The organism is Hymenobacter latericoloratus, assembly GCF_014199535.1.
In the GTDB taxonomy this organism is placed as follows: Bacteria; Bacteroidota; Bacteroidia; order Cytophagales; family Hymenobacteraceae; genus Hymenobacter; species Hymenobacter latericoloratus.
In genome coordinates, this window is sequence record NZ_JACHNV010000001.1 from 910,255 (window position 1) to 929,496 (window position 19,242).

The following is a 19,242-nucleotide window of genomic DNA, read 5'->3' on the forward strand; positions in this document are numbered from 1 at the left end:
CCGAACCCGTAGTATAGTCTATATATACAACCAAAAAGCCAGGCACGGGGCCTGGCTTTGGGGCAACTATGGGCAACAGCCGCAGAGGCTTACGCGTCCTGGGGCATGAGGCGCACCACCAGCCCATCTACGCGCGGGGTCAGCCGGATCTGGCAGGAAAGGCGGCTGCCCTGGGTCATGACGGGTAGGCTCTCCAGCATGGCCAGCTCATCGTCGCCGGGCTCCGGCAGCTCCGGGCCAGCCAGCACCTCTACGTGGCAGGTGCCGCACAGCGCCATGCCCCCGCAAGTGGCCTGAATGTCGTACCCATCGGCCTTCATAATTTCCATCAGGCTCAGGCCCATATCGGTAGGAGCCACAATTTCGCGCCGCTGACCCGGCGCTTCCTCTACATATACGCGTACTTCGTCGGTCATATACTATCAGTGGTGAAATAGAGAGATGGTGAAATAGTGAGTTGGCTGTTTTAGCAGCGCGGTACTACCGGGCGTAAAACTCACCATCTCCCTATTTCACCCTTTCACTTACAGCGTGGGTACCCCGTTTACGGTCGTGTACTTGAGCACGTACTTCTTGTCGGGGTTGATGTACTTGAAGGCACCCTGGCACATGAGCGCGGCCTCGTGGAAGCCGCACAGAATCAGCTTCAGCTTACCGGGGTAAGTGTTGATGTCGCCGATGGCGTAGATGCCCGGCTCCGAGGTAGAGTAGTCCACGGTATTCACCTTCACGGCGTCGTCTTCCAGTTCCAGGCCCCACTCGCCAATGGGCCCCAGCTTGGGCGTCAGGCCGAACAGGGGAATAAAGCTGTCCACGTTTACCGTTTCGGTTTCGCCGTTATTGGCCGTAATAGTCACGGCTTCAAGCTGGCCGTTGCCGTGCACATGCGTTACGTTGGAGCTCAGCACCAGCTTCACTTTGCCCGCCTCGTGCAGGTTCTTCACTTTCTCGGCCGAGTCGGCGGCGCCGCGGAAGGTGGTGCCGCGGTGGACCAGAGTTACCTCTTTCGCCACGTCGGCCAGGAAGATGGTCCAGTCCAGAGCCGAGTCGCCGCCGCCGGCAATAACCAGGCGCTGGTTGCGGAAGGTTTCCGGGTCGCGCACCATGTAGTACACGCCTTTGCCGCTTTCATAATCCGTGAGCCCGTCGATGGCCGGTTTGCGCGGCTCGAAGGAGCCCAGGCCGCCGGCAATGGCAATGGCTTTGCACAGGATTTCAGTGCCGTCAATGGTCGTCACGCGGAAGGAACCATCTGCCAGCTTTTCGTAGCCCTCTACCCGCTCCCCCAGCGTGAAGGTGGGATGGAAGGGCTCAATCTGCCGCATCAGGTTCTGAATCAGGTCACCGGCCAGTACTTCGGGGTAGCCCGGAATGTCATAGATCGGCTTCTTCGGGTAGATTTCGGAGAGCTGACCGCCTACCTGAGGCAGCGCGTCCACTACGTGGCAGCGCAGCTTCAGCAAGCCGGCTTCAAATACAGCAAACAGGCCTACCGGGCCGGCCCCAATAATGCAGATATCAGTGGAAATAGAATTCATCAGCGAAAAGTGAAAACAAAACAACGAGCGGGCGAAGCGCCGGGGTACTAACCACCAAACCCGCCAAAACGTTGGGGGATGCCTCACTTGCGGGCGCAAAGATAGGCAGGCCACGGCAGCTAGCCCACCCCCGGCCTGTTCTACTTCGCTAAGCGGGCTGGGCCAGGCTGTAGCCCAGCAAAAAGTACTCGGCCTCAGCGCGGTCCGTAAACTGGTATACCGGTAAGGCCAGCCGCTCGCCCAGCAGGCGGCTCAACGACTGCATGGTGAGGGAGGAGGGGTGAACCTCGGCCATGACCGATATACCCGATTCCTTCAGCAACTCCCGCAGCTGCACGTACAGCGGAACGAGCCGCACGTTGGGGCCCAGCGTCCGCGAGACGTCGCAGAGCACCGTGAAGCCCGGCTGCACCCGTTGCAGAATGCGCTGCCAGTCAGCCAGGAAGTAGGGCATAGCCTGAGCAAGCGTTTGCTCTTCCCGGCGTTCGTAGGTGATGTGGTTGTGTAGAGAATCTAAATAAATCCGGTATTCGGGCCGATAGGCGACGAGTTGCATGAAGGTGTGTGCTATGAGGCCAGGAACGTGCCCCCGTAAACGCAGTCGGCGGCAAAAAAAGTCCATGGATGGGAAAATCGTCTGTCTACTATTGGGAAAGAGAAAGTGGAGACGGTTTTCCTGAGGCCAGTGGTTGGCTACGGGCAGTGCTGGTAAGAGTGCCTCCCGTTAATGGGTCCAATGTGCCGCTGTGGCAGGGCAGCTACTTTCAGCTGCTGCCGTAGGGTAGGCGGACAGCTGTAACGAAAAGCGTTAGGTACCTTCACCCAACCAACTTGTTCAGCTACGCCAGTGCTGCCTTCTCCAATCCACCCACCAGTGCCCCGCGCTCGGCTTTCCCGGGCTTCCCTGGTAGTAGCCGCCTGCTCTACCATCATTGAGTGGTACGACTTCACGCTGTGCCTGTACTTTGCCACCGTTCTTTCCCGGGTGTTTTTCGGGCCGGGCGAAACGTCACTGCTCACGGCCCTGGGCGGGTTTGCGGTATCCTATCTGATGCGGCCGCTGGGGGCACTGGTTTTCGGGCACATCGGCGACCGGTACGGCCGGCGGCGGATGATGCTGTTATCTATGGCCTTGATGACGGGCGCTATGCTCGCTACGGCGCTACTCCCCACCCACGCTCAGATTGGGAGCCTAGCCGGTTGGTTGCTCTTGGTGCTGCGGTGCCTGATGGCCTTTTCCGTGGGTGGCGAATACACCGGGGTGGTAGCCTACCTGCTGGAGGGCGCCCCACCCCGCCGCCGGGGGGCGGTTACCTCGCTGGCCGCGGCGGCCAGCGAGGTGGGGGCCTTGCTGGCCGTAGGGGTGTGCGCCCTGCTCGTGTACGCGCTACCCCCACCTAGCCTAGATACCTGGGGGTGGCGCCTACCCTTCCTGTTCGGGGCAGTTCTGGCCGGCGGCGTCTGGGCGGCCCGCTCTACCATGCAGGAGTCGCCGGACTTCGAGCGGCAGCAGCAAGCGGGTACGGTGCCTGCCGAGCCTCTGCTCCACACGCTACGGTACCACCGCGCGGCTATTCTGCGCACATTTTCCATTTCCGCCCTTGGCTCCATTACCTATTACGTGGGCATTACGTACGTGCCAACCTTTCTGGCTACCACCGGCCGGCGCGGCGAAGGGGAGGCGTTGGGCCTCTCGACTGTTGCCGCCGTCGTGGTCATTCTGGTAACCCCCTTCGTTGGGTTGCTATCCGACCGCCTGGGCCGTAAGCCGGTATTGGCTGTACTGGCCGGAGCCAGCGCCCTGCTACCCACCACCTTGTTTTCCTGGATGCGGGGCGGTAGCTCCGGGCAGGCTGTAGTGGGGGCAGTGATACTGGCGGCGGTGGCCGGCGGCGTGAGTGCCGTAGGTGCCGCTGCCACTGCTGAGCAGTTCCCCGGCGAGGGCCGATTAAGCGGATTAGCCTTGGGTGCCACGGTCGCCACGGCCGTTTTTGGCGGATTAACCCCCTTCTTGGCGGAACTGCTTATTGCCCGCACGGGTTGGCCGCTCGTGCCCGGAGCTATGATTGCCGTGGTGGCGTTGCTGGTGTTGCCCGTTCTGCTCACTATGCCCGAAACTGCCTTCTTGCACAGGAAACAGGCGTAAGCAAATCCAACCCCAGGATTGCCCCATCAGGCGTACTGAGAGCGGAAAGGAAATCAGAAAACCTGAAAAAACGAAAAAGCCCTTAGCAGCTTGCTAAGGGCTTTTCTGTGGTCACGTAGGGAGTCGAACCCCAAACCTTCTGATTCGTAGTCAGATGCTCTATCCAATTGAGCTACGCAACCATGTTGTTACCATTTCGGGAGCGTTCCACCGTTTTGGTTGTGCAAAGATAGCGGGTAAATTTCCGGACCTGCAAGCTGTAAGGTAAAATTCGTGCAGAAAAAGGGAGCGTAAGACTGCAAGATGCTGAAATTCAGCTGAAATTTTTTTGCTCTTTTTCAACACCTCGCTGCAGTGCCCGCTTGAGAGCCCGGGTAAACAGGAAGTACAAGCCAAATAACGACACGGCTACCAGCACTACCACCAGCACCTTGCCCGCCGTGCCCGTATCGGGGTCCTGAATAAGCAGGAGCACATCCTGCGCCTTGGTACCGAGCCAATAGAAAAACAGCGTCCGGGGCAGCATCCCGACCACTGAAGCAGTGAGAAACTGCTGGCGCGGCACCCCCATTACAGCCAGAATGAACGTGATAAGGGCAAACGGCAGCACCGGCGAAAGCCGGGTGAGCAACACCAGCCGCCAGCTGTCGGCGCGCAACTCGTGCATGATGGCGTGCGCCTTCGGGAATTTCTCTAGCAGGCCAATCAGCTTGCCCTTGTCCAAGGAGGTAGCCAGCATGTGCCCGAATAAAGCGGCCAGGATATAGGTTAACAGCATGCCCGCGAAACCAGGCCAGCCGAAGTAAAACGCCGTGACCAGTACTACCACCGTGGTATGGGTGAGGGCAAACGTCATGGTAAAAGCCACCACCACAAAGTACAGCAGCATCTGTAAGGCCGAGGGATGCCGCAGCCACTCGGCATTTTCGTGCAGGCCCCAGGCCAGAGCACTATCCCCGACCAGGGGCAGCACCGCCAGCAGAAACAGGGAAATCAGGGTGGAAGTATTCTGGTGAAAAAGCTCTTTCAGAAAAGCCATAGGCAGCAATAACACGCGGACCGGCAGTGTGCGGCCGGCCCGAAGGTAAGAACGTAAGAACCGGCGCGAAGGCTACAGGCTGCCACGCTTAGCCAAGCGCAGGGGGGAGCAACGCACCGGGTAACTAAAGCTTCCGGTGCGTGGTTACCTTTGCCAACACGATTACGGACTCTTATTCCTTCAGCTCCCGCCAGATGAAATTCGGAACCAAGGCTATTCACGCGGGCGTGCACCCCGACCCCACCACCGGGGCCATCATGACGCCCATTTACCAGACCTCAACCTACGTGCAACGCTCGCCCGGCGACCACAAAGGCTTCGAGTACTCGCGCACCCACAACCCTACCCGCTCCCAGCTCCAGGATGCGCTGGCCGCCCTCGATAACGGCAAGCACGGCCTGGCCTTCGCCACCGGCATGGCCGCCATCGACTGCATCGTGAAGCTGCTGCAGCCCGGCGACGAGGTGATTTCAACCAACGACCTGTACGGGGGCTCCTACCGCCTCTTCACGAAAGTGTACCAGAACTACGGCATCAAGTTTCACTTTGTGCCCATGCACGACATGACGGCCGTGGAAGCCGCCGTGACCGAGCGCACCAAGCTGATTTGGGTAGAAACGCCCACCAATCCGCTGCTGAACGTAATTGATATTGCCGCCGCCTCGGCCGTGGCCAAGAAAGCCGGTGCCCTGCTGGTGGTGGACAATACCTTCTCCACGCCCTACCTGCAAACCCCGCTGGAACTGGGCGCCGATATGGTGATGTACTCCCTGACCAAGTACATGGCCGGCCACTCCGATACGGTGATGGGCGCCGTGATTGTGAATGATGACGAGCTGCACCAGCGCCTGAGCTTCTACCAGAACGCCTGCGGCGGCACGCCCGGCCCCCAGGACTGCTTCCTGGTGCTGCGTGGCCTCAAAACCCTGCACGTGCGCATGCAGCGCCACTGCGAAAACGGCCGCAAAGTAGCCGAGTTCCTCAAGGCTCACCCTAAAGTGGAGAAAGTGTACTGGCCCGGCTTCGAGGATCACCCCAACCACGCCATTGCCGCGAAGCAAATGCGCGACTTCGGGGGCATGATTTCCTTTGTGCTCAAGGGCGACCGGCAGGCAGACGCCGTGGCCTGCCTGGAGAAATTCCAGCTGTTTTCCCTGGCCGAGAGCCTGGGCGGCGTGGAAAGCCTCTCGGGCCACCCGGCTACCATGACCCACGCCAGCATTCCGGCTGAGGAGCGCCGCAAAGCGGGCCTGTCGGACTCGCTGATTCGCCTGAGCGTGGGCATTGAGGACGCCGATGACCTGCTGGAGGACCTGCAGCAGGCCATTGGGTAGTGCGCGGCTTTGTGCTCCTGATGGGGGTAGGCCGGTTGCTGGGCCCGGCTGGTGCGGCCGTGGCTCAGCAGCCGGGCCCACCCGCCGCTACCCCGTTTAGTCGGGCCAACATCATTCGGGTGCAGACTGCCGCTCCGCCGGATTCTGTGCTGGCGCAGCTCAGGCAGCACCTAACTGCCCGCGGCTATACCATCGACAGCCTGGATGCCGCCCGCGGCCTGCTGACTACCAGGGTGGTAGTGCCCGCCACACGCCCGGCGGAACAGCTGAAACTGCGCGCCGTGCGCGGGGCCTTTGGCTGGAAAATAACTGGCCTGTTCACCCTGGAAGGCCCCATGCGCGGCAGTGCAACGGCGTTTCCGGCTCAGTTTCTCGGGCTGGAAAATGCACCGGCCAAAACGGCTTTTCGGGAGGTAGAGGCTCTGGCCCGCGCCGTGCCGCGAGGCACCCTAAGCTACGACCGGGCTAAGGTCAGCTTCGGGCCTTTCACGAAGCTGGAGGAGGCCTTGAAAGCGGTATGGTAACGAAATGCACGTAATGCTCAAACGCCCGGCCTGCTGGCCGGGCGTTTGTTTTACCGGGTGGCGTAGCGCACGTGCCGGTCGGGCGGGCTTGGTCCTGGGGGCGCCCGGGAATCAGCCGGTGCAATCTGGGAGCTTTACCAGCCCGTATATGATGGCCTTGTTCTCTGCTGTGTTTCTGCGTATGCGCCTTCTGGTTTTGTTTTTCCTGCTGCTTGGCTTTGGCTGCACCGAGCCGGCCACCGACCCGGCCCCGCGTACTACCCCGCCCCAGGCGCCAAAGCCGGCCGCGGCCCAGATCCGCTACCTGGCCCTCGGCGACTCGTACACCATTGGGGAGGGCGTGCCCGCCACGGACCGTTGGGGCGTGCAGCTGGCCCAGCTGGGCCAATCCGATGGCATTCAGCCGCCCGATATCATTGCCCGCACCGGCTGGACCACCGCCGAGCTGCAGCAGGCCATCAGGGCGGCCGACAACCGCAACACCTACGAGCTGGTTTCCCTGATGATTGGAGTCAATAACCAGTACCGGGGCCAACCGGTAGCCACTTACCGTACCGAGTTGCGGGAACTGCTGCAAACGGCTATTCGCTTTGCCGGCGGCCGGCCGGGCCGGGTGTTTATGCTGTCCATTCCGGACTGGGGCCGCTCGCCCTACGCCCGCAACCACGACCAGGAGCAGATTACCGCGCAAATAAACCAGTTCAATGCCGCGGCTCAGCAGGAGTGCCGGCAGGCGGGAGTAACCTACCTGAACATCACCGACCTGACCCGCACCGCTGCCCCCGACGCTACCCAGTTCGCCCCCGACGGCCTGCATTACTCAGGCAAGCATATGCAGCAGTGGGCGCAGCTGGCCTTGCCGGTAGCCCGGCAACTGCTGCAGTAAGGCTCGCCCTCAGGCCTGCCAGGCTGCCACAAACTGCACCGGGCCGGGCAAACAAAATCAGCCGACGGCTGTAGTAGTGCACAGGTAGCGCCTCTGCCCCGCAGTAAGGGTAGGGCGCTTTCTACCTGGTGCCGCGTGAAAAATCACTTCCTTGTTAGTCTCACTGCTCAGGAAAGCCGGTTGGATACAGCCTCTGGCTTCCGGAGCCCCCTTGATTTGCTTACCCCCTCGAAGCAGCTGGGGTGTTGTTGCTGTTGGTAGCAGGGCCGGCTGCGGGCCTGAAGTAAACTGCCGCCTCAATGCGGTTTTCCCGGTGACGTTGCTGGTAAGCTGAACCCTACCAGCCCTTGAGCGCCCCGGTGCGTATGGGGCAGAAGGAGCCAGTAAAAGTAGGTGAAACGTCCGCCGCAAAGCGGTTGCTCTGGTGTCGTTGGGCTGCCCGTGAGGCCGGCGCGCCTCTTTCCTGTGTTGGGCTGGCCGCTGACTTCCGTGGGGGAAGCCGGCGGCAGTACGTGTTTTTCTTTTTCTCTTTTCCTATGAATCACTTATCCGCAAGCCGAATGGGGCTGGTAACGGCGTTGTCGCTGACCAGTTTTGTTGCCGTGGCCCAGAACATCAGCGTGTCGGGGCGCGTGACCAACGCGGCCGGTCAGGGCCAGCCCGGCGTAACGGTGCTGGAGCGCGGCACCACCAACGGTACCAGCACCGATGCCGACGGCCGCTACCGCCTGGAAGTGGCGCCCACCGCTACCCTCGTCTTCTCGGCCATCGGCTCTACTACCCAGCAGCTGCCGCTCAACGGCCGTACTACCCTCGATGCCCGGCTCACGGATAATGAAACGGCGCTGAATGAAGTGGTAGTAACCGGCTCCCGGGCCACCGAGGGGCGCTCCAACATCCTGACCACTTCGCCCGTGGATGTTATTTCGGCCCGCGAAATCAAGGCCTACGCCCAGACCGACGTCACCCAGATTCTCACCTACATTGCCCCGTCGTTCCAGAGCAGCCGCCAGACCGTGACGGACGGTACCGACTTTGTGGACCCCGCAACCCTGCGCGGCCTCGGGCCCGATCAGGTGCTGGTGCTGGTGAATGGGAAGCGCCGCCACACCTCGGCCCTGGTGAACATCAACGGCACGCCCGGCCGCGGCTCGGTGGGTACCGATATGAACGTAATTCCGCCGGCGGCCATCAAGCGCATTGAGGTACTGCGCGAGGGCGCGGCGGCCCAGTACGGCTCCGACGCCATTGCCGGCGTCATCAACATTCAGCTCAAGGACGACACCACCGGCGTATTTGCCAGCAGCACCGTGGGCCAGACCGTGGAAGGCGACGGGGAGCTGGTGCAGGCCGATGCCAACGCCGGCTTTGGGCTGGGCCGCCGGGGCTACGTGAACGTGAGCGGACAGTTCAGCAACCGCTCCTTCGTGGACCGCAGCCGCCCCGATACGGCCCCCCTGATTTACCTGGGCAGCAACGGCACCTATCCCGGCAACCTCTCCGACCAGCAGAAGCGCGAGCTGAAAGCCCAGGACGATGCCCTGGTGGCCGGGCGGGGCTTCAACCGCCGCAACATCCGGGTGGGCAGCTCCGACGTGCGCACCTACGGGGGCTTTCTGAATGCCGCCTACACGGTAGCCCCGCGCCTGGGGCTGGAGGTGTACGTAACGGGCGGCCTGACCCGGCGCACCGGCCGGGCCGGGGCCCTCTACCGCCTACCCAACCAAGCCACCCAGAGCGACCTGACGATTTACCCCAACGGCTACCTGCCCTTCATCAACAGCACCGTGGATGATGCCTCGCTCATTACCGGCATCCGGGGCACGGTGCTGGGCTTCGCGGCTGATCTGAGCAATACCTACGGCCGCAACAGCCTCCGCTACGACGTCACGAACACGCTGAACGCCTCCCTACCTCAGGGCACCAGCCCCACCGAGTTTTATGCCGGCACGCTTACCTTCCAGCAGAACACCGTGAACCTGGGCTTCTCGCGCAAGTTTACCAGCGTACCGGCCCTGAGCACCCTGAACGTGGCCTTCGGGGGCGAATTCCGAACGGATATGTTTGAGATTGAGGCTGGCGAAGAGGGCTCTTACCTGGCGGGCACCCGCACCGTGACCGTGAACGGGGCCAGCGCCCGCGCCGCCTTCGGTTCCCAGGGTTTCCCCGGCTACACCCCCCGCGACGCCACCAACCGCACCCGCACCAACGTGGCCGGCTACCTGGATCTGGAAAGCGACATCACCGAGAAGCTGCTGGTGAGCGTGGCCGGCCGGGCCGAGCGGTATTCCGATTTCGGCAACAACGTAAGCGGCAAGCTGGCCGCCCGCTATAGCATTCTGCCCGATCTGGCCGTGCGCGGTAACCTGGGCAACGGCTTCCGGGCCCCCTCCTTGCAGCAGCGCTACTTTACCAACTCCAGCACCCAGTTTACAAGCGGGGAGCTGCGCGAGGTGCTCACCACCAACAACGACAACCCCCTGACCCGGGCCTTCGGCATTGGCTCCCTGAAGCAGGAGAAATCGAAGAACTACAGCCTGGGCCTGACGGCACGCATCCTCAAAACAATTACGCTGACGGTGGATGCCTACCAAATTGATATTAAGGACCGGATTGTACTCAGCAGCCAGTTCAACCGCGGCAACGCGGCCGTAAATACCATTCTGGGCACACTGCCGGTGCAGGGCATTCAGTTCTTTGCCAACGCCGTGAACACCCGCACCCGGGGCCTGGATATTGTGGCCAATGAGCGCCTGCAGCTCGGGCCCGACAGCCGCCTGACCCTGACGGCGGCGGCCAACTTCAACGAAACCACCGTGCGCAGCTTCAACAGCTCGGCTTTCATTGATGCCAACCCCAGCCTGCAGAACACCCTCTTCGACCGGGCCCAGCGCGCCCGCCTCGAAAACGGCCAGCCCCGCAGCAAAATCAACCTCAGCGCCGACTACGGCTACAAGATGTTCAGTGCCAACCTGCGCACCGTGCGCTTCGGGGAAATCCAGACCAAGGACGCCAACCCCGACCGGTCCTACATTGACCAGACCTTCTCGGCCAAGTGGGTGACGGACCTGGTGCTGAGCGCCCAGGTAATGAAGAATGTAGGCCTGAGCATCGGGGTTAACAACCTGTTCAACGTGTACCCGGACCGCCTCTACCAGGACCCCAACAACAACGAGCAGAGCCTGACCTACTCCACCCTGGATGCTACCAACCGGGGCCGCTTCCCCTACAGCTCCAACCAGTTCGGCTACAGCGGGGCCTTCTACTTCGGCCGCCTGAACCTGTCGTTCTAACCGATAGCAGCGCACCGCACCAACAGCAACGGCCGGCTTCCCACCTGGGGAGCCGGCCGTTGCTTTGGGTAGGGAAGCCGCGCTACTCGCGCAGCAAACGGACTTGCTCTTGCCCGTCGGCGGTGCGGGCCAGGTACAGGCCAGGTGTCAGGGCAGGGCCGGGCTGCCACAGCACGCTGCCATCGGGGCGGCTGGTGAGCTGGGCTACCGCGCGGCCGAGGCCATCTACTACCGTCAGGGAACGGCTACCCGGCTGGCTGAGCTGAAAGCGTACCTGCTCATGGAAGGGGGTAGGGTAGGCCTCCATAGCTCTGTCAGCGGCCCGTTTGGTGCCTGCAATCACCTGATTGGTTACCACAAAGGTGATGGGGCGGATTTCCTGGCCATACTGCTGGCAAAAATCATCTGTTACCGCCAGGCCAAACTGGTAGCGGCCCACGGGCAGCGAGGCCGGTATCTGCCAGGTCAGGCGGGCCTGGGTAGCCGATAGTTTCTGTATGGTAGGGAAGCTAGCGGAGGGGTATAAGGCCGAGTAAAGCATGGGAGTGAGGCTGCTGAAAGTCAGCTGTTGCCCGGCATCGGGGTCAGTAGCGGTCAGGGTTAGCTCAACCGTCTGGCCCGGATTTACGGGAATGGGCCGCGCGAAATCCAGTGTAGCATTGCCACGCTGCAGCGCACTGAAACGAGGGTTACTATTGGCGGTGGAAACACTGCGCACCAAGTACATGAAATCATGCTGCACGCTGCCGATTTTAGTCCAGCCGCCATTCAGCCGCCGAAATTCATTGGCCTGAATGGTAGTTACGTAATGGCCTTGCACCAGTGTGAAGGGCACGGTCTCTAGCACGCCCGTAACCGCATCGAGGCGGAAATGAGGCGGCTGAAAAAACCCATCTGCCGGCCGGGGGCAGCTCCGGGCGCTAAGGCCCTGTTGTGGCGTCACGAATTCGTACGCAACCGAATCACCGTCAACATCAATGGCCCTGGCCGTTAAACGGTGATACTGATTGCCGTTTAGGCTGGGGATTTCGGTAGAAATAAACTCCGCTGAGTTATTCACCAAGCCGGTAGAGTTATCCAGGGTTGTGGCAATGGTACCGGTGGTCGCAACCGAGTTGGAGATGTTGACAATGCCGCCTCGTCGGTTGACGTTATCAACCAGGAGTGTCCAGCGGTTAGGCGGAAGCGTAATCAGAGCAGTATAAAAGTTCTTTCTGACGGTGAGCGCGCCGCACTGGGCCGAGATAAGCTCAAAGCGCTGCCGCGGTATTCGCACCGTTACCTCATTTTGAAGAGCATCAGCGCAGCCTGCCTCCAGGTTGGGCAGGCAATGAAGCACGGTTTCTGGCTCGTCAGCGCTGGGTTGGCCAGAAGAAGTAACATAGTCTGTGTAGAGAACGACCTGGACTGCGTACTGATTGGCTTGGATGTGACGGTACGTAATGGTACCGCTCAGGTAATGCGTTGCACTGGCGGCCAAGCTGCCACACAGCAGCAGGGCACAAATACTTAGGCGGAGTAGGTTATAAGCTGACTTCATAGGGTAGATTGTGTTGTTTGTTATCGGTATCAAGATACAAGAATAGATTACTTGGTACCTACTGATGAATTGGAATCCAGAATCTTAAGCAGCTCGTTGAGCTTGGGCGTCAGGATGATTTCGGTGCGGCGGTTCAGGGCCTTGTTCTGGGGCGAGTCGTTGGGGGCGACGGGCACGTACTGGGAGCGGCCCGAAGCTGTGATGCGGGCCGGGGCTACCCCGCCTACCGTCAGCAGCCGGGCAATTTCGGTGGCCCGCAGCACGCTCAGGTCCCAGTTGTCCTGCATGGCGCCGGCGGGCCGGCTAAAGGGCACGTTGTCGGTGTGGCCTTCCACCACCACGTTCACGTCGGGCTGCTGCTGAAGCACGGCAGCCAGCTGCTTCAGGGCCTCCTGGCCCTTGGGGTCCACCTTGGTAGAGCCCGATTTGAACAACAGCTGCTCCGAGAGCGACACGTACACCTTGCCGTCCTTCATCTGCACCTGCAGATCGGTGCCCTGGAAGCCGCGCAGGGCGTTGCTCACGCTGGCTTTCAGGTTATCCACGGCCTTATCTTTCTCGGCCAGCGCCTGCTGCAGCTCCGCCAGCCGGGCCTCGCGCACTTTCAGGTCGGCGTTCAGCTTATCAATATCGGTGCGGCTTTTCCGGAGGGTGGTTTCCAGCTCGCCCAGCTCGGCCTCGCGGCGGGCCAGGTCGCGGGCCACCTTGTTGTAGTCGGCCGACTTATCGGCCATGGCGCGGTCGGAGTTCTTGAGCAGCTTGTCGTAGGAGTCCGTGAGCTGGGCGTTTAGCTGCTGCAGGCGGCGCAGGCTACGGCCGGTTTCCGTCGAGTCGTCCACGAGGCGGCGGGTATCGAGGCGCAGCTGGGCCAGCTCATCCGACGCCTTTTTCAGCTCCGCCACGGCCTGGCGCTGTTGGCGCTCCAGGTCGGTTTTGGCTTGCTCGGTGGCCATTTGGCGGGCTTTCAGGTCGTCGTATTTCTTGGAGGCCACGCAGCCGGGTAGGGCAGAGGCGGTAAGCAAGGTAGCAACCGCGAGAAAGGAAATGTTTTTCACGAAAAAAGCCTGGGTTGTGCAAGGTGGGGGCGGTAGGCCGCAAGGTCGGGCTTCCCGCGGCAAGGTAAGGCGCCCGGCCGGGAAGTGCTACCCCGGCCTCGCCCCGGAACGCTGGTGAAAGTACAAGAAGGAGCCGGCCGGCTCTTGCCTGTCGCGCTGAGGCAGCAGAGGATGGCTTCGGGAAGGTAGCAGGGGTAGGAAACCGAATGGCCGCCCCGGCAGCGGCTTTTCTGCGGGCGGGCCGGAAAGCAAACTCGCTTGCCTGGCATCTCACTATTTCCGCATCTGGCTTAACTTGCACCGAGGAAGCCGCTGCTGCCCGGCGGTAGCGGCTTTGCCTGCCTTCCCCCCTCTCACTGACTCAAGCATCTCCCTACCTATGTCCTCCTGGTTTAAGCGTAAAGAAAAAGGCATCGTCACGCCCACGGAACAGAAGAAGGAAACGCCCGACGGCCTCTGGTACAAGTGCCCCGAATGCAAAACCGTGGCCACCATGGCCGAGCACAAGCGCCTGCTCTCCACCTGCGGCAACTGCGGCCACCACGACCGGATTGACGCCGTCGATTACTTCGATTTCCTGTTCGACAATCACGAGTACCAGGAGCTGGACGCTGATTTGCGCTCCGCCGACCCGCTGAACTTCGTGGACACCAAGGCCTACCCCCAGCGCGTGGCCGCCACCGAAAAGAGCACCGGCCTGAAGGACGCCGTGCGTGCGGCCCACGGCCAGATGAACGGCCTGGGCCTGGTGGTTGCCGCCATGGATTTCAAGTTCATTGGCGGCTCCATGGGCTCGGTGGTGGGCGAGAAGATTGCCCGCGCCATCGACTATGCCCGCCAGAACCGCCTGCCCTTTCTCATGATTTCGCGCTCCGGTGGGGCCCGCATGATGGAAGCCGGCTATTCCCTGATGCAGATGGCCAAAACCTCGGCCAAGCTGGCCCTGCTCTCCGAAGCCGGCCTGCCCTACATTTCCTTGCTGACCGACCCCACCACGGGCGGCGTAACGGCCTCGTTTGCCATGCTCGGCGACTTCAACATTGCCGAGCCGGGCGCCCTGATTGGGTTTGCCGGCCCGCGCGTTATTCGCGAAACCATTGGCAAGGATCTGCCCAAGGGCTTCCAGAGCGCCGAGTTTGTGCTGGAGCACGGCTTCCTCGATTTTATTGTGGACCGCAAGGAGCTTAAGCACAAGCTCACGGATTTGCTGCTTATGCTCAAGCCGGCCGAAGTGCCTGCTGCTGAGCCGGCTGAGCTGGTACGATAGGCCCGCGCGCCAGCGGCCTTCTATTTTTCGGCAAGCTTTTTGGAAAATGCCCGTTGCGTGCACAGATGGTGCCTGCGGCGGGCATTTTTACTGGCCCGCGCCTCTGCCCGGAGCGGGGCAGGTAGCAGCACCGGCCTCGCCACGTTTGCCGAACATTTTTTGCTCAACCCAAGTAAGTACCCCCAACAGCTCATCGAGCCTCTTTCCCTTCACCCTATTTTCAAGCACATGACCTCTCGCACTTCCCTTCTTACGCTACTCATGGCCCTGGTGCTGTTTGTTAGCTCCTGCGCCAGCACCAACACCCGCAACCCCAACATTCCGGAAGCCGACACCAACGGTACCGGCCCGCGTAAAACCGGCACCAGCCGCACCGTGAAAGGCGGCGCCATTGGCGCCGGCGCTGGCGCCGTAGCCGGCGCCGTGCTGGGCCGCGTAATCGGGGGCAAATCGGGTACCGCCGCTGGTGCCATCATTGGGGCCGCCGTGGGCGGCACGGGTGGCGCCCTCATCGGCCGCAAAATGGACAAGCAGGCCGAAGAGCTGCAGCGCGACATGCAGAACGCCCGGGTTGAGCGCGTAGGCGAAGGCATCAAAATCACCTTCGACGCGGGCATCCTCTTCGATACCAACAAGAGCGACCTGCGCCCGGCTTCCATGAGTGAAATCCAGAAGATGGCCGAGGTGCTGAAAAAGTACCCCGACACCAACGTACTGGTAGAAGGCCACACCGACAACACCGGCTCCGATGCCATCAACCAGCCGCTCTCCGAGCGCCGGGCCCAGGCCGTGGCCAACTACACCACGTCGCAGGGGGTAGATGCCGCCCGCATCACGACCCGAGGCTACGGTTCGTCGCAGCCCCTGGCCGACAACACCACCGCCGAAGGTCGCCAGGCGAACCGCCGCGTAGAAATTGCCATCTTCGCCAACGAGAAAATGAAGAAAGCTGCCGAAAACGGCACGCTCTAATCTTCACGCTCGCAACCACTAAAAAAAAGCCGCTTCCCTCGGGGGCGGCTTTTTTAGTGCCCCTACTACCCCCGGGTAGGGTAGGCAGGGCCAGACAATCAAAAAGGATTATTACAGGTTGCGGCCACCAGGGAGGGTAGGGAAATAGCTTGGTTCAGAGTTGATTCAGACCTGCAGAATGGCTCGCGAAAGCAGCCTGAGAGGTAGTTAGAGCGGGGTTGCGGATAATTTTCCGGCGGTACGCACGTTTTTGGCAAGGTGGTTGCAATTCGGGTATTTACGGAAGAAGTATTCGAATGAAAGTTGTACCGAATACCTTTGCCGACACATTTTTCCGCACAGTCAAACCAATACACGCTAACTCCCCACGTCATGAAAAATCTTCGTTCCTTGTTTGCCTTGCTGCTGGCCGTGCTGCTGCTGGGCACCAGCGCTGCTGAAGCACAAACCACTACCACGAAAAAGCCCTGGAGCAAAACGGCTAAAGGCGCCGTTATTGGTGGGTTGGGCGGCGCGGCCGGCGGGGCTGTGCTGGGCCGCGTAATCGGCGGTAAGTCGGGCACGGCCAAAGGCGCCATCATTGGGGCCGCCGTAGGCGGTGCCGGCGGCGCCCTGATTGGTCGCCGGATGGACAAGCAGGCCGCTGAGCTACAGAAGGAAATGGCCGGCGCTAAAGTGGAGCGCGTAGGCGAGGGTATCAAAATCACCTTCGATTCGGGCCTGCTGTTCGCTAAAAACTCGTCGGCTCTGACTTCGTCGGCGCAGGAGAACATCAAAGACTTGGCAAAAACCCTCGTTAAGTACGGCGACACCAACGTTATTGTGGAGGGCCACACCGACAACACCGGCTCCGATGCCATCAACGACCCGCTTTCGCAGCGCCGGGCTCAGGCCGTAGCCAACTACGCCCAGCAGCAAGGCGTGGATGCTTCGCGCTTCACGGTATCGGGCTACGGCTCTAAGCAGCCCATTGCCGACAACTCGACGGAAGCCGGCCGCCAGGCCAACCGCCGCGTAGAAGTAGCCATCTTCGCCAATGAGAAGCTGAAGAAGGCTGCCGAAAAAGGCACCATCTAAGCTCTGGCAGCTTGCAAGCACCTGGCCCGGTGGCCCCTAGTGTTGGGGCCACCGGGTTTTTTGTTGGGCCAGCCCGCGCCGCGGGCCTAGCCAAGCGTGTAACCTGCCGCCCGGCCCGGCGGTACAACCGGCTATGCCTACCACCTACACCGCACCCGCCGCCGAGAAAACCACCGAAAATCAACGGATTCTGCAGGAGTTCTACCCCCCGCTAACCCAGGAAACCACCCGCCGCTCACCCATGCGGGAGCTGATTTCTACGGTTCTTTCGCACCGGACCACCCACGCCGATGAGGAGCTGGCCTACGACCGGATGCTGGAAGCCTTCGGCGACTGGGAGGGGGTAGTAAACGCGCCCACTCAGGAGTTGGCCCACGCCATCCGGACCACCCGCTGGCCCGATACCCAGGCCCCCCGGATTCAGGAAATTCTGCGCCGCATCAAGGCCGAGCGGGGCGAGTACAACCTGGATTTTCTGGAAGAATGGCCCACGGAGAAGGGCATGCAGTGGTTGAATGACATGCCCGGCATTGGGCTGAAAACGGCTTCTTTGGTGCTCCTGTTTAACTTCCGCAAGCCCGTACTGCCCGTGGATACGCACGTGCACCGGGTGGCCCAGCGCGTGGGCATGATCGGGCCAAAAGCCTCCGTGGAAAAAGCTCACCAGGTGCTGCTGGATCAGCTGCCGAAGGATTCCTTATTACTGCTCAACTTCCATAAGCACAACTACTGGCACGGCCAGAAAATCTGTTTTTTCACCAAGCCCAACTGCGCCCGCTGCCCGCTGAAAGGCTTCTGCAACTACTACCTGGAGCACTACGGCCCTGCTACGCCCGAGGCGCTGGCCGCCACCCCCGCCTGCTGGGATACGGCCTGGGGCGCGCTGCCGCACTAGCGGGGGTAGGCTAGCGCCTATCCTTTCGGTGGTTTCAGTGGTTGTAGGGCGGCGGCTTGTGTTTCCGCGCTGTACCTTTACTGCCCTATGCGCCTCGTTCGTCATCCGGTTTTGTGCAACTACTACGTCACCTACCGGTGCAATGCGCGGTGTTCGTTCTGCGACATCTGGGAGAAACCCTCGCCCTATATTCAGCTGGCGGACGTGGAGCGCAACCTGCGGGACCTGAAGCGTCTGGGCGTGTCGGTGGTGGACTTCACCGGGGGCGAGCCCCTGCTGCACCGCCAGATTCATGAGTTTGTGGGATTGGCGCACGACATGGGCTTCATCACTACGCTCACTACCAACTGCCTGCTCTATCCCAAATACGCCGAGAAGCTGCGCGGCAAGGTCGATATGCTGCACTTCTCCCTCGATGCCTCCGAGAAGGAAGTGCACGACAAGGGGAGGGGGGTAGCCTGCTTTGATTTCGTGCTGGAAAGCATTCGGGTAGCCCGGGAGTTGGGCGAGCGTCCCGACGTGCTGTTCACCGTGTTCCGCGAAAACCTGGCCGACCTGGAAAAGGTGTACCAGCATATAACCCAGCCCAATAAGCTGGTGCTGATCCTGAACCCCGCCTTCGAGTACAACGCCGTGAACACCGGCGAGCAGCTCACGCCTCAGGAGCTGAACTACCTTTCGGCTTTCGGCAAGCTGCCCGGCGTGTACCTCAACGAGGCCTTCATTCAGCTGCGGCGCGACGGTGGCAACCACGTAGCCGCGCCCGTGTGCCGGGCTGCCAGCACTACCCTGGTTATTTCGCCCAGCAATGAGCTGGTGCTGCCTTGCTACCACCTGGGCGAGCAGAAATTCCCGATTGACGGCCAGCTGTACGACCTCTACAACTCGGAGCCGGTACAGCAGCTGGCCGCGCTGGAGGGCCGCCTACCCCAGTGCGAAGGCTGCACCATTAACTGCTACATGCAGCCCAGCTTCGCGGTAGAAACCAGTAAGTATTTCTGGCAGGCCCTGCCCAGCACCCTCAAGTACAACTGGGAAAAAGGCACCTGGAAACGCATGGTGAAGTGGTGAGTTTGCTGTTCGGAAGGCGCCACCAGCGTAGTTTGCGCCACCAGAACGTCAAACTCACCATCTCACTATTTCACCACCCCACCATATGCCTCTCATTCTTCCGGTTCAGGGCAAACATCCGCAGCTGGGCCCCGACTGCTTCGTGGCGGAAAATGCCACTATTGTTGGCGACGTGACCCTGGGAGCCAGCTGCACCGTATGGTTCAACGCCGTAATTCGGGGCGACGTGAACAGCATCCGCATCGGTGACAAAAGCAACGTGCAGGACGGAGCCGTGATACATTGCACGTATCAGAAGGCGGCTACTACCATCGGCTCCCGCGTCAGTATCGGGCACAAGGCCATCGTGCACGGCTGCACCGTGCAGGACGACGTGCTGATTGGCATGGGCGCCATTGTGATGGACCAGGCCGTGGTAGGGGCAGGCTGCATTATTGCGGCCGGCGCCGTGGTACTGGAAAACACCCAGTGCGAACCGGGCTACCTCTACGCCGGCATCCCGGCCCGGAAAATCAAACCCGTAACCGAGGAGCAGCGCGCCAACATGCTCCGCACCGCCGACAACTATGTGATGTATGCCGGCTGGTTTAAGGCTGAATAAGGAG

The 19,242-nt window shown here is 61.3% G+C and carries 17 protein-coding genes and 1 tRNA gene; 11 read left to right on the forward strand and 7 right to left on the reverse strand.

The window, feature by feature from the left end; genetic code table 11:
* Positions 1–89: 89 nt before the first annotated feature.
* The 3 genes from GGU46_RS04035 to GGU46_RS04045 form a co-directional block, all read right to left on the reverse strand.
* Positions 90–416: a 2Fe-2S iron-sulfur cluster-binding protein gene (locus tag GGU46_RS04035; RefSeq protein WP_139925849.1), complete on the reverse strand. Its 327-nt coding sequence runs from the start codon at positions 414–416 to the stop codon at positions 90–92.
* 108 nt (positions 417–524) lie between these two features.
* A complete protein-coding gene (locus GGU46_RS04040; protein WP_183402252.1) occupies positions 525–1,538 on the reverse strand; it encodes an NAD(P)/FAD-dependent oxidoreductase in 1,014 nt (337 codons plus the stop codon).
* A gap of 148 nt (positions 1,539–1,686) precedes the next feature.
* Entirely contained in the window at positions 1,687–1,992 is a 306-nt protein-coding gene (locus tag GGU46_RS04045) for a hypothetical protein (RefSeq protein ID WP_215906249.1), read from the reverse strand.
* A 420-nt stretch (positions 1,993–2,412) separates the two neighbouring features.
* On the opposite strand from GGU46_RS04045, the gene GGU46_RS04050 reads away from it, so the two are divergent.
* Positions 2,413–3,684, forward strand: coding sequence for an MFS transporter (locus GGU46_RS04050; RefSeq protein WP_215906250.1), 1,272 nt, complete (start codon positions 2,413–2,415; stop codon positions 3,682–3,684).
* A gap of 108 nt (positions 3,685–3,792) precedes the next feature.
* On the opposite strand, the gene GGU46_RS04055 is transcribed toward GGU46_RS04050, so the two are convergent.
* Positions 3,793–3,866, reverse strand: a tRNA-Arg gene (locus GGU46_RS04055).
* 131 nt (positions 3,867–3,997) lie between these two features.
* Entirely contained in the window at positions 3,998–4,723 is a 726-nt protein-coding gene (locus GGU46_RS04060) for a TVP38/TMEM64 family protein (RefSeq protein ID WP_183402254.1), read from the reverse strand.
* 161 nt (positions 4,724–4,884) lie between these two features.
* On the opposite strand from GGU46_RS04060, the gene GGU46_RS04065 reads away from it, so the two are divergent.
* The 4 genes from GGU46_RS04065 to GGU46_RS04080 all read left to right on the forward strand — a co-directional run bounded on the left by GGU46_RS04065 (position 4,885) and on the right by GGU46_RS04080 (position 10,760).
* Complete coding sequence (locus GGU46_RS04065) at positions 4,885–6,057, forward strand: cystathionine gamma-synthase (protein WP_317171863.1); 1,173 nt, start codon at positions 4,885–4,887, stop codon at positions 6,055–6,057.
* Positions 6,057–6,581 (forward strand): hypothetical protein, encoded by a 525-nt coding sequence (locus GGU46_RS04070; RefSeq protein WP_183402256.1) that lies wholly within the window; start codon positions 6,057–6,059, stop codon positions 6,579–6,581. Before GGU46_RS04065 ends, GGU46_RS04070 begins: the two co-directional genes overlap by 1 nt.
* Positions 6,582–6,762: 181 nt before the next feature.
* Complete coding sequence (locus GGU46_RS04075) at positions 6,763–7,467, forward strand: SGNH/GDSL hydrolase family protein (RefSeq protein ID WP_183402257.1); 705 nt, start codon at positions 6,763–6,765, stop codon at positions 7,465–7,467.
* A gap of 536 nt (positions 7,468–8,003) precedes the next feature.
* Complete coding sequence (locus tag GGU46_RS04080; protein ID WP_183402258.1) at positions 8,004–10,760, forward strand: TonB-dependent receptor; 2,757 nt, start codon at positions 8,004–8,006, stop codon at positions 10,758–10,760.
* A gap of 82 nt (positions 10,761–10,842) precedes the next feature.
* Here GGU46_RS04080 and GGU46_RS04085 read toward each other — a convergent pair whose 3' ends face one another.
* Both GGU46_RS04085 and GGU46_RS04090 read right to left on the reverse strand, forming a co-directional pair.
* The gene (locus GGU46_RS04085; protein ID WP_215906251.1) at positions 10,843–12,099 is read right to left on the reverse strand and encodes a hypothetical protein; all 1,257 of its coding nucleotides are present in this window, start codon (positions 12,097–12,099) and stop codon (positions 10,843–10,845) included.
* A 248-nt stretch (positions 12,100–12,347) separates the two neighbouring features.
* Positions 12,348–13,355, reverse strand: coding sequence for an OmpA/MotB family protein (locus tag GGU46_RS04090; RefSeq protein WP_317171849.1), 1,008 nt, complete (start codon positions 13,353–13,355; stop codon positions 12,348–12,350).
* Between the two features lie 379 nt (positions 13,356–13,734).
* On the opposite strand from GGU46_RS04090, the gene accD reads away from it, so the two are divergent.
* The 6 genes from accD to GGU46_RS04120 all read left to right on the forward strand — a co-directional run bounded on the left by accD (position 13,735) and on the right by GGU46_RS04120 (position 19,238).
* Positions 13,735–14,622 (forward strand): acetyl-CoA carboxylase, carboxyltransferase subunit beta, encoded by an 888-nt coding sequence (accD, locus tag GGU46_RS04095; RefSeq protein WP_183402260.1) that lies wholly within the window; start codon positions 13,735–13,737, stop codon positions 14,620–14,622.
* A gap of 228 nt (positions 14,623–14,850) precedes the next feature.
* On the forward strand, positions 14,851–15,594 hold the full coding sequence (locus GGU46_RS04100) for an OmpA family protein (protein ID WP_246398637.1): 744 nt from the start codon (positions 14,851–14,853) through the stop codon (positions 15,592–15,594).
* Positions 15,595–15,966: 372 nt separating this feature from the next.
* Positions 15,967–16,671 carry an OmpA family protein gene (locus GGU46_RS04105; RefSeq protein WP_183402261.1) on the forward strand — a complete coding sequence of 235 codons (705 nt, stop codon included), beginning with the start codon at positions 15,967–15,969 and terminating at the stop codon, positions 16,669–16,671.
* Between the two features lie 133 nt (positions 16,672–16,804).
* Positions 16,805–17,566 (forward strand): endonuclease III domain-containing protein, encoded by a 762-nt coding sequence (locus GGU46_RS04110; RefSeq protein ID WP_183402262.1) that lies wholly within the window; start codon positions 16,805–16,807, stop codon positions 17,564–17,566.
* Positions 17,567–17,653: 87 nt separating this feature from the next.
* Positions 17,654–18,637, forward strand: a complete 984-nt coding sequence (locus GGU46_RS04115) for a radical SAM protein (protein WP_183402263.1) — start codon at positions 17,654–17,656, stop codon at positions 18,635–18,637.
* Between the two features lie 85 nt (positions 18,638–18,722).
* A complete protein-coding gene (locus GGU46_RS04120; RefSeq protein ID WP_183402264.1) occupies positions 18,723–19,238 on the forward strand; it encodes a gamma carbonic anhydrase family protein in 516 nt (171 codons plus the stop codon).
* Positions 19,239–19,242: the final 4 nt, after the last annotated feature.

Bases quoted from the DNA above. Each gene is read 5' to 3' on its own strand.
- GGU46_RS04080 (WP_183402258.1), top strand. From the start codon at position 8,004: ATGAATCACTTATCCGCAAGCCGAATGGGGCTGGTAACGGCGTTGTCG.
- GGU46_RS04110 (WP_183402262.1), top strand. From the start codon at position 16,805: ATGCCTACCACCTACACCGCACCCGCCGCCGAGAAAACCACCGAAAAT.
- GGU46_RS04035 (WP_139925849.1), bottom strand. From the start codon at position 416: ATGACCGACGAAGTACGCGTATATGTAGAGGAAGCGCCGGGTCAGCGG.
- accD (WP_183402260.1), top strand. From the start codon at position 13,735: ATGTCCTCCTGGTTTAAGCGTAAAGAAAAAGGCATCGTCACGCCCACG.
- GGU46_RS04040 (WP_183402252.1), bottom strand. From the start codon at position 1,538: ATGAATTCTATTTCCACTGATATCTGCATTATTGGGGCCGGCCCGGTA.
- GGU46_RS04100 (WP_246398637.1), top strand. From the start codon at position 14,851: ATGACCTCTCGCACTTCCCTTCTTACGCTACTCATGGCCCTGGTGCTG.
- GGU46_RS04105 (WP_183402261.1), top strand. From the start codon at position 15,967: ATGAAAAATCTTCGTTCCTTGTTTGCCTTGCTGCTGGCCGTGCTGCTG.
- GGU46_RS04115 (WP_183402263.1), top strand. From the start codon at position 17,654: ATGCGCCTCGTTCGTCATCCGGTTTTGTGCAACTACTACGTCACCTAC.
- GGU46_RS04120 (WP_183402264.1), top strand. From the start codon at position 18,723: ATGCCTCTCATTCTTCCGGTTCAGGGCAAACATCCGCAGCTGGGCCCC.
- GGU46_RS04045 (WP_215906249.1), bottom strand. From the start codon at position 1,992: ATGCCCTACTTCCTGGCTGACTGGCAGCGCATTCTGCAACGGGTGCAG.
- GGU46_RS04060 (WP_183402254.1), bottom strand. From the start codon at position 4,723: ATGGCTTTTCTGAAAGAGCTTTTTCACCAGAATACTTCCACCCTGATT.
- GGU46_RS04075 (WP_183402257.1), top strand. From the start codon at position 6,763: ATGCGCCTTCTGGTTTTGTTTTTCCTGCTGCTTGGCTTTGGCTGCACC.